9 protein-coding genes are annotated in these 9,071 nt (G+C 63.7%); 5 read left to right on the forward strand and 4 right to left on the reverse strand.

Annotated elements, in window-relative coordinates:
- Window positions 1-1,121: tagaturonate epimerase family protein (locus AAFP05_RS02070; RefSeq protein ID WP_341728192.1), on the reverse strand; the 1,121-nt coding region annotated here is incomplete at its 3' end.
- Between the two features lie 181 nt (window positions 1,122-1,302).
- Here AAFP05_RS02070 and holA point away from each other — a divergent pair.
- Entirely contained in the window at window positions 1,303-2,286 is a 984-nt protein-coding gene (gene holA, locus AAFP05_RS02075) for a DNA polymerase III subunit delta (protein WP_341728193.1), read from the forward strand.
- Between the two features lie 128 nt (window positions 2,287-2,414).
- Here the strand turns inward: holA and rpsT are convergent, their stop codons facing one another.
- Complete coding sequence (gene rpsT / locus AAFP05_RS02080; RefSeq protein ID WP_341728194.1) at window positions 2,415-2,675, reverse strand: 30S ribosomal protein S20; 261 nt, start codon at window positions 2,673-2,675, stop codon at window positions 2,415-2,417.
- Between the two features lie 325 nt (window positions 2,676-3,000).
- Here rpsT and AAFP05_RS02085 point away from each other — a divergent pair, with 325 nt between their 5' ends.
- The 3 genes from AAFP05_RS02085 to lepA all read left to right on the forward strand — a co-directional run bounded on the left by AAFP05_RS02085 (window position 3,001) and on the right by lepA (window position 6,471).
- Window positions 3,001-3,708, forward strand: a complete 708-nt coding sequence (locus AAFP05_RS02085) for a hypothetical protein (RefSeq protein WP_341728195.1) — start codon at window positions 3,001-3,003, stop codon at window positions 3,706-3,708.
- Between the two features lie 111 nt (window positions 3,709-3,819).
- Entirely contained in the window at window positions 3,820-4,482 is a 663-nt protein-coding gene (locus tag AAFP05_RS02090) for a hypothetical protein (protein WP_341728196.1), read from the forward strand.
- Window positions 4,483-4,632: 150 nt separating this feature from the next.
- Window positions 4,633-6,471, forward strand: a complete 1,839-nt coding sequence (gene lepA / locus AAFP05_RS02095; RefSeq protein ID WP_341728197.1) for a translation elongation factor 4 — start codon at window positions 4,633-4,635, stop codon at window positions 6,469-6,471.
- A 60-nt stretch (window positions 6,472-6,531) separates the two neighbouring features.
- Here the strand turns inward: lepA and AAFP05_RS02100 are convergent, their stop codons facing one another.
- Both AAFP05_RS02100 and AAFP05_RS02105 read right to left on the reverse strand, forming a co-directional pair.
- The gene (locus AAFP05_RS02100; RefSeq protein ID WP_341728198.1) at window positions 6,532-7,392 is read right to left on the reverse strand and encodes a class I SAM-dependent methyltransferase; all 861 of its coding nucleotides are present in this window, start codon (window positions 7,390-7,392) and stop codon (window positions 6,532-6,534) included.
- A gap of 28 nt (window positions 7,393-7,420) precedes the next feature.
- Entirely contained in the window at window positions 7,421-7,765 is a 345-nt protein-coding gene (locus AAFP05_RS02105; RefSeq protein WP_341728199.1) for a cupin domain-containing protein, read from the reverse strand.
- A 90-nt stretch (window positions 7,766-7,855) separates the two neighbouring features.
- Here AAFP05_RS02105 and hemW point away from each other — a divergent pair, with 90 nt between their 5' ends.
- A complete protein-coding gene (gene hemW, locus AAFP05_RS02110; RefSeq protein WP_341728200.1) occupies window positions 7,856-9,067 on the forward strand; it encodes a radical SAM family heme chaperone HemW in 1,212 nt (403 codons plus the stop codon).
- Window positions 9,068-9,071 lie beyond the last annotated feature (4 nt).

A 9,071-nucleotide genomic window follows, 5' to 3' on the forward strand; every position in this document is an offset into this window, starting at 1 on the left:
AACGAGACGTGCAGCAGCTGACGCAGGTTCAGGTTGTAAGCCGGATTCAGCTGGTCGTGGCGCAGGGCGTCGGCGAACTGCTTACCGGTCCACGCATCGACCTCGTCGGGGCCCGGTAGCCCCTCCGGATCGATGTCGATGACATCGGCGTACGGCGCGGTGAGCTCGTCCAGCATGCCGTAGGCGGTGCGGTAGATCTCCTTGGCGATCTCCAGACCCTGGCCGCCGCCTTCTGCCAGGCCGATGAGTTCCTCCAGCCAGGTGGTGCCGGCGGTCTTCAGGTGCAGCCCGGTGTCCAGCTCGCGAACAATCTGGCCCATGCCCGGATAGATCGAGAACTTGTCGGAGCCGGTGTGCACCGACAGCTTGAGGTTCTCGTGCAGGCCGAACTTCTTGATCGCGTACTGGATGACCGCGACATCGGCACGGAACTCGGTCAGGAATTCGTCCACGTCGCCGACATAGTCGACGCCCTTGTTGAAGCGGCCGACGAACTTCACCGCGACGGTGTCGATCGGAAGCTGCTCGTGCGCGACCTCGGAGAGGATGACCAGCAGGTCTGCCGGGCCCTGACGCTCAGGAGACTCGTCCATGGCCAACTCGACGTGCCGGACCGAGCCGCCCTTTTCGACGACGCGGTCATAGAGTCGCTTGGCGTCCTCAAGACCGTACAGATAGCGGTTGGCCAGCTTGTCAAGAACGTCCTCGGTCACCACGATCGGTGCGTCCAGCCCGGGAATGTCGTGCTCACCCAGCAGCGGCTTCACGCGCTCGAGGAAGGCGGCAGCGTTCTCGGGTGTGGTGGCCTTGCCGATGAGTTCGGTGATGTCGATGGTGAAGAAGTCACACGCGTCGATGAACCAATCCGCATTGGTCATGTTGATGTGGTCGGCATCGACGAAGTACTGGCCTTGCCAACCGGTCGCTGCGACAGCCTGATCAGCGGCCATCCGCTGGTCTGAGGGTGAGGTACCGATGATGGTGTGCTCGCGGTTGGACTTGTTCCAGACGATGTCGACTTCGACGCCATCTGCCCTGATCTTCTCGAATGCGGCGACCTGTGCAGCGCCTTCTTTGCCGAAGCGGTCGCCCGTGCCGAGAGAGTACTTCCCAATCGTCATGCTGTCTCCTCAGAGGTAATCCTGGCTCACGACTCTAGACGGCCGCTGTCGGGCTCGACCAGCGTGCGGAGCTTCTTGCCACCGGTTGCCTTGCCTGACCGCCAGCGTCGGCCAGCTGCCGATTACGCCCGCGCCAGGGCTTGGGTGCCAGTTCGTCGGCAGCAGATGGCACGATGGAGCAGTGGCAGAATCATCGGCTTTCGGCAGCACCTTGCTCGTCCAGGGATCTGAGGCCCTGCTCTCGCAGCGAGCCGTCGCCAAGCGCGTCGCCCAGGCTCGACGTGAGCATCCGGACGCGGAACTGACCGAGATCGCTGCCGCGGAGTTGAGCGATGGACGATTCGCCGACCTCATCGGTGGCAGCCTCTTCGCGTCGTGGGCCGTCGTGGTGGTCCACGAGCTTGCGGATCTGCCCGAACAGGCGCTCCCGTTGGTGAGACAGACCGCGCTGGATCCCTTTCCCGAGCTCTGCCTGGTGCTCGTGCACGCTGGTGGCGTCAAGGGCAAGGGGCTGATCGACGCGCTGAAGAAGGCAAGGGTGACCCGCGTCACCGCGGATCCGGTCAAGGCCTGGGAGCTTCCCAAGTTCGTAGCGGCGGAGGCCAGATCGCTGCGGATGAGCTTGGACGCCCAAGCCTCACAAGATCTCATCGACGCGGTCGGGACGGACCTGCGCGCGCTGACGGGTGCGCTCCGGCAACTCGCCTCCGACTACGAGGGGGAGCAGGTCAGCGCGTCCATGGTGCGCCGCTACTTTGCCGGACGAGCGGAGGTCACCAGCTTCGCGGTGGCCGACGATGCGCTGGCCGGTCGTCCGGGGGCTGCATTGGAGAAGCTGCGCTGGGCATTGTCGACTGGGGTGGCGCCGGTGCTGGTGACCAGCGCGCTGGCCGGCTCGCTGCGGGGCCTGGGCAAGTACCTGGAGTTACGTTCGGCACGCATGTCGGACAACGACCTGGCCAGACAGGTGGGGGTTCCTCCGTGGAAACTGAAGGAACTGTCGCGGCTGTCTCGCGACTGGTCGCCCCAGGCCGTCTCGATCGCCATCCGCGCTGTCGCGCACACCGACGAACAGGTCAAGGGCGCCGCCGCCGATCCCGGATTCGCGCTCGAGCAGATGTTGCTCACGATCAACCAGGCCCGCCAGGTTGGACGCAGGCCCTAGACACAGATGTGGCGCCGGTGAAAGGGTATCCAGGCGCGGACGCGAGACACGAATGCAACACGACAAGCGCCCTGACCACCCAGTCGGGTCAGGGCGCTTGCCGGAAAGCCGGTAAGAGCTTGTGGAACTCAGACTGCCGCAGCGCGCGACGAAATCGCGGACTTGCGGTTGGCTGCCTGGTTCTTGTGGATGACACCCTTCGAAACAGCCTTGTCGAGGGCGCGGTTTGCTGCCTTGGCGTATTCCTGTGCCTTCTCGGCATCGCCAGCTGCAGCGGCTTCGCGGAACCTGCGGATATGGGTACGCAGGGCCGACTTGACGGCCTTGTTGCGAGCAGTTGCCTTGGCGTTTGTGCCGATGCGCTTCTTCTGCGACTTGATGTTCGCCACTTGGTGAGCCTCTTTGAGTCGTTGGTTTAACTGGGTGGCGCGAGATCGGGCTGAAGCCTGGTTGAACGCGCGACTGGTCACGCTACCACAGTCGGCCTGTGGGACTCAAACCCGTCGACGTGGCATTCAATCTGACCGGGTTCAGCGCGTAGTGAAACGCGCGACCGAATACCGTGTGATGAACAAGTCTGTGCGAGTTCAACCATTTAGAATCCAACTATTGAGAATCAAACAAATTTGTTCGTCATGAATTCCGGTCCTCGCGAGGCCGCCAGGGCCGGCTCGCCTGACGGACAAGCCGCATCTTGAGACAAAGGAACCAGCGATGGCGACTCAAGTTTATAAAACCCTCTCGAAAATCGTTGGGGCGCTGCTCCTGATCCTCGGCGTAGCAGCGCTGATCGGCGGGAACTTCGCACACGGCTACGTGAGCGAGCAACTGGCAGACCAGGCGATCACCATGCCGACCAACGAGAGCCTCGATGCTCAGGTGCAGGCCGGACGCCTCACCGACGACGATGCTTCGGCTTTGCGCCCGTACTCCGGGCAAGAGATGACCACGGGTCCGCAGGCCGAGGCATTTGCCAATCACTACATTCATGCCCACATGGCTGCGGCGGCGAAGGCTGCCAACGTGCCCGACGACCAGGCCAACTACAGCGCCATAGGTAGCCTGGTAACGAAGTACACCAACGATCTGAAGGCAGAGTTGAAGGCTCTGCCCGAGAATGCGGGTGCCACTGACGCGCAGATCGCGGCGAAGGCCGCCGCCGAGATCGCCAACCCCGACACCAGCTACGAGAACGCCAAGCAGGCCGCCACGCTGCAGGCCTTGCGGATGGACACCTTCCTCGATGGCAATACCCTGCGCGGAATGCTGCTGAACGCGTACGGCTGGTGGCTGGTCGGCACCATTGCGCAGATTGCCGGCTGGGTATTGCTGGTTGGCGGCGTCGCGCTGTTCGCCCTGGGCTTCGTCCTGAAGGATAAGAGCACACAGGCCGGGGTCGGATCAGCTGCCGCCGGCGCCTGATCGACGAATCACGCGCCGAAAAGGTGCATCGAAGGGGGCGAGCCCGTCGGCTCGTCCCCTTCGTCGTACCTCTAGAATGCGAGAAGCGGCCTTTCGTCGATGTGGGGAGCCATGACAGATTCCGTATACAAGGCACTGTCCCGGGTATTCGGGGTAGTGCTGCCGGTGGTCGGTGTCGGCGCGTTGATCGGCGGTTCGTTCGCTCACCGTTTTGTCGCCGATCAGCTGGGTTCCGAGGACATCACGATGCCCGGGCCCCAGGTGATCGCTCGCGAACTGAAGATCGGTCTGATCGCACCGGACGACGCAGAGCGGCTGAGCGCGCACGCCGGAGAGACCCTCAGCAACGGGCCGCAGGCCCGGATCTACGCCGACAACTATGTACTGGCACATATGAAGGTCGCGGCCGAGCGGGCCGGCGTCCCCGAGGACCGCGCCACCTACGCGGGCGTCGGCGATCTGGCGTCCGAACTCAACGATCAACTGAAAGCCGAGCTCAAAGCCAACCATCCCGAGATGGGGCCAGGTGAGATCGCAGGTCTGGCCAGGATGGAAATCCAAGATCCCGAGACCGAATACGATCTGGCCAGCAAGATCAGCCGGCTTCATCAGTTGCGTTCGGAGAACTTCTTCATGGGCAATGCGATCCGGGGGATGCTGCTGAACGCGTACGGCTGGTGGCTGGTCGGGCTGTTGGCCCGTATCGTGGGCGGCGGCCTGGTCGGCATCGGGGGAGTGCTGAGCGTCCAGGGGTTCAAGAGATCCCGCGGATAGTCGGCCGAAGTGTCCGAACCCTTCTGAGCGGCGCTCGTGCCTCGAATCTGTGCACGCGGCCGGGGAGTTGGGACAGGGCCTCGGGCGTGGGAGGATGGGCGGCGGCGCCGATCGCGCCCATAGCTCCCGACAAGCATGACTGGAAAGTGAATGCCTGCACCTGTACCTGGTCGCACCGACCCGGCCATCATCCGCAACTTCAGCATCATCGCCCATATCGACCATGGCAAGTCGACACTGGCCGACCGCATGCTGCAGCTGACCGGCGTGGTGGACGAGCGGGCGATGCGCGCCCAGTACCTCGATCGGATGGACATCGAGCGCGAGCGCGGCATCACCATCAAGTCCCAGGCCGTCCGGATGCCCTGGCGATCCGATGGCAACGACTATGTGCTCAACATGATTGACACCCCAGGGCACGTCGATTTCACCTATGAGGTCTCCCGATCGCTGGCCGCCTGTGAGGGCGCCGTGCTTCTGGTGGACGCGGCTCAGGGCATTGAAGCCCAGACGCTGGCCAACCTTTACCTGGCGCTCGAGGCCGATCTGGCGATCATCCCGGTGCTGAACAAGATCGATCTGCCGGGCGCGCAGCCGGAGAAGTTCGCCCGCGAGCTGTCGTCCATCATCGGCTGCGACAAGGATGAGATACTCAAGGTCAGTGCGAAGACCGGCGAAGGCGTCTCCGAACTACTCGACCAGATCGTCGTTCAGGTGCCCGCCCCGACCGGCGAGCCGGGCGCCGCCGCGCGGGCGCTGATCTTCGACTCCGTCTATGACGCGTATCGCGGCGTGGTGACCTACATTCGGGTCGTGGACGGCGAGATCCGCCATCGCGACCGTATCTTGATGATGTCGACCGCAGCCACTCATGAGGTGCTCGAAGTCGGCGTGATCTCGCCCGAGCCGGTCAAGTCGTCCGGTCTGGGTACCGGCGAGGTCGGATACCTGATTACCGGGGTGAAGGATGTGCGGCAGTCGCGGGTCGGCGATACCGTCACCTTGGCGACCAAGCCCGCGTCGTCAATGTTGGCCGGTTACCGCAGCCCCAATCCGATGGTCTTCGCGGGCATCTACCCGATCGACGGCGACGATTTCCCGGAGTTGCGGGAGGCCCTGGAAAAGCTGCAACTCAACGATGCGGCGCTCAGCTTCGAACCGGAGACCTCTGCCGCGCTCGGTTTCGGGTTCCGGGTCGGCTTCCTCGGCCTGCTGCACATGGAGATCGTCCGCGAGCGGTTGGAGCGAGAATTCAACCTCGATCTGATCAGCACCGCGCCGAACGTGAACTATCGCGTCGTGATGGAGGACGGCACCGAGCACGAAGTGACCAACCCGTCGGAGTTTCCGGAGGGCAAGATCGCCGAGGTGCACGAGCCTGTCATCAAGGCGACAATTCTCGCCCCGGCCGAGTTCATCGGCACCATCATGGAACTCTGCCAGACCCGTCGCGGCGTTCAGCAGGGTCTTGACTACTTGTCGGAGGACCGTGTCGAACTGCGCTACGAACTGCCGCTGGCCGAGATCGTCTTCGACTTCTTCGACGCATTGAAGTCGCGGACCAGAGGTTACGCGTCGCTGGACTACGACGAGGCCGGCAGCCAGGTGGCCGATCTGGTCAAGGTCGACATCTTGCTTAACGGCGAGCCGGTGGACGCGTTCAGCTCCATCGTCCACAAGGACAAGGCGTACAGCTACGGCCTGGCCATGGCCGCCAGGCTCAAGGAACTCATTCCACGTCAACAGTTCGAGGTACCGGTGCAGGCGGCCATCGGGGCGCGAGTGATCGCCCGCGAGACCATCCGCGCGATGCGCAAAGACGTGCTCGCCAAGTGCTACGGCGGCGACATCACGCGTAAGCGCAAACTGCTGGAAAAGCAGAAAGAAGGCAAGAAGCGGATGAAGGTCGTGGGGCGCGTCGAGGTGCCCCAGGAGGCCTTCGTCGCGGCGCTGTCGACCGGCGAAGGGTCAGGCAAGGACAAGCGGTGACGGGCCCGCAGCGATTCGAGGTCGGGGATTCCTCAGATCACGGGCCCGCCGGACCCGCATTCACTCGAGCTTCGGATCGGTCTCGGTCGGCGCCGCTTCGGTGGAGACGGGCTTTCGCGCCACCAATGCTACTGCCTCCAGGTGGTCCCGGTTGGCGTGGAAGACTCTGCGCATCGCCATGATGCGCTGTCTTGCCTGAGGATTGCGGCGCACGTTGTTGAAGAACCGCAACGCCCCGCGCAGCCCCTCGTCGGCAATGATCCTGGTCGGGTCGACCAGTTTCATCGGGTTGTGACCGGTCCATTCGACCTCGAAGCCGGCTTCGGTGACCAGCTGGGTCCAGGCCTTGGTGGTGAGTGGACGAGCACCTACCTTGATAGTGCGCGACAGTGCCTTGGAAACCTGATCGACCACGGACTGATCGACATCGTCCGGCTTCAAGGAGAGCTCGTGCATACCCCAACGTCCACCGGGAGTGAGCGTGCGAAAGACCTCGTGAGCGATCTTCGACTTGTCAGCGGCCGATTGCATGGTGAGCATGGCTTCGGAGATCACCACATCGGCGCAGCCGTCGGGCAGCCCGTTGGCGCGGGCATCGCCTTCTTCCACTGCGGCATCGTGGTGGCCCGTCAGCACCTTGGCGATCTGCTGTCTGGCGTCCGCATTCGGGTCGACGCCGATGTATCTGGCATAGCTACCGTCCAGCACCAACTGGGCGGTGCGTCCGATGCCGGGACCGAGCTCAACAACCCGGTCGCCCGTACCGATGCCGAGCGCCCCCAGTAGCCGGCGGGTCAATTCGATACCGCCCGGACGCAGCACCCGCTTGCCCATCTTCGCCAGCAGCCAGTGGCCGGCGGCCCGATGCTCTTCGGATGTCGTGGGGCCTCCGGCATTGTCTGAGTAGTCGGTTTCGGTCATAGGATCGTCCCTTCTTTTGAAGCTGTTGTCAGAGTTGTGCCTTGGCATCGACCATCACGAGTTGCAGCCGGCAAGGAGTGACCGCGGTCAGAGCGTGGCGCGCATCTGGGGCCAGATAGACCATGTCGCCGGGATGCAGGAGGTGCGACTCGCCATTCACTTCGAAGTCCATCTCGCCGTCCAGCAACGTCACCACCACAGCCCGCGGAGAAGCGTGCTCGGTGAGCAGCTGACCCGTGTCGAATGTGAAGTCGACAACTCGGATCAGCGGGTTGTTCAAGATGACCCGTGATGTGGTCGACTCGCGGACGACCGGAAGGTCGGCGTTGATGCCGAGGACGACGGCTGATTCGGTGATTGAAGTTTCGCTCATGAGAGTAGGTTACCCTAACCAATGTTTAATGGTTAGGTCGGGGATCGCTGGCGCACGAAACCCCTTCGGGTCGGTGGCATAGTTCGCTGTATGCCCTCTGCGCCGCCGCCTGGAGAACCCGCACCCACCGATGGGTCGCTTCCGGCGTCTGCGCTCGCTTCGCTGCCGGTTCGTCCGCTGAGCTTTTACGTGCACGTGCCGTTCTGTCGGGTGCGCTGTGGCTACTGCGACTTCAATACCTACACCGCCGACCAGCTGGGCGCCGACGCCGGCCCGGACGCTTGGCTTCGGGCGGTGCACTCCGAGATCGATATGGCGGCCCGGGTGCTGGGTGATCAAGCGCCCGCCGTAGAGACCGTCTTCTTCGGTGGCGGTACGCCGACACTATTGAGGCCATCTCAGTTGACCGGTGTGCTGGCTCATATCTCCGATCGCTTCGGGCTTCAACCAGACGCAGAGGTGACCACCGAGGCGAATCCCGAAACAATCGGCCCTGCCGAACTGGACAGCCTGATTGCCGGCGGCATCAACAGGCTGAGCCTCGGTATGCAGTCAGCTGTGCCGCACGTGCTTGCGACACTCGACCGGGTGCACACGCCCGGTCGCGCCCTCGAACTCGTTGCGATGGCCCGGCGAGCAGGATTCGGTCAGATCAGCCTCGACCTGATCTATGGCACACCGGGGGAGCGCACTGAAGACTGGCAGACCAGCTTGGATGCGGTGTGCTCGGTGCACCCCGACCACGTGTCTGCCTACGCTTTGGTGATCGAACCGGGCACGGCGATGGCTCGCAAGGTCGCCCACGGTCAGATCCGGCCTGTCGATGACGATGAAGAGGCTGACGATTACCTGATGGCAGAGGCCACACTCGCCGCTGCTGGCTTCCAGAACTACGAGGTGAGCAATTGGGCGCGCGATAGCGGGCACAGGGCCCGGCACAACATGGCTTACTGGACGGGCGCGAATTGGTGGGGCATCGGGCCGGGCGCGCACTCGCATGTCGGCGGCGTCCGCTGGTGGAATCTTCGGCACCCCGGGCGCTATGCGGCGGCGCTGGCGGCTGGCAACAGTGCGGCCCAGGCGCGGGAGGTACTAGATGCCGAGACCCGCCGCGTCGAGCGGGTGCTGCTCGAGTTGCGGCTCTCCGACGGACTGCCGGTCGAGGTCTTGACCGCGACCGAGCAACAACGCTTGTCGGGGCTGGCCGAGCGGGGCCTGATCGAGATAGACCCCGATTGGGTGCGGTTGACGCTGGATGGCCGGTTGCTGGCCGATGGTGTGATCCGCGATCTATTGGATTAGGGCC

It is taken from the genome of Brooklawnia sp., assembly GCF_032229645.1.
Taxonomy (GTDB): domain Bacteria; phylum Actinomycetota; class Actinomycetes; order Propionibacteriales; family Propionibacteriaceae; genus Brooklawnia.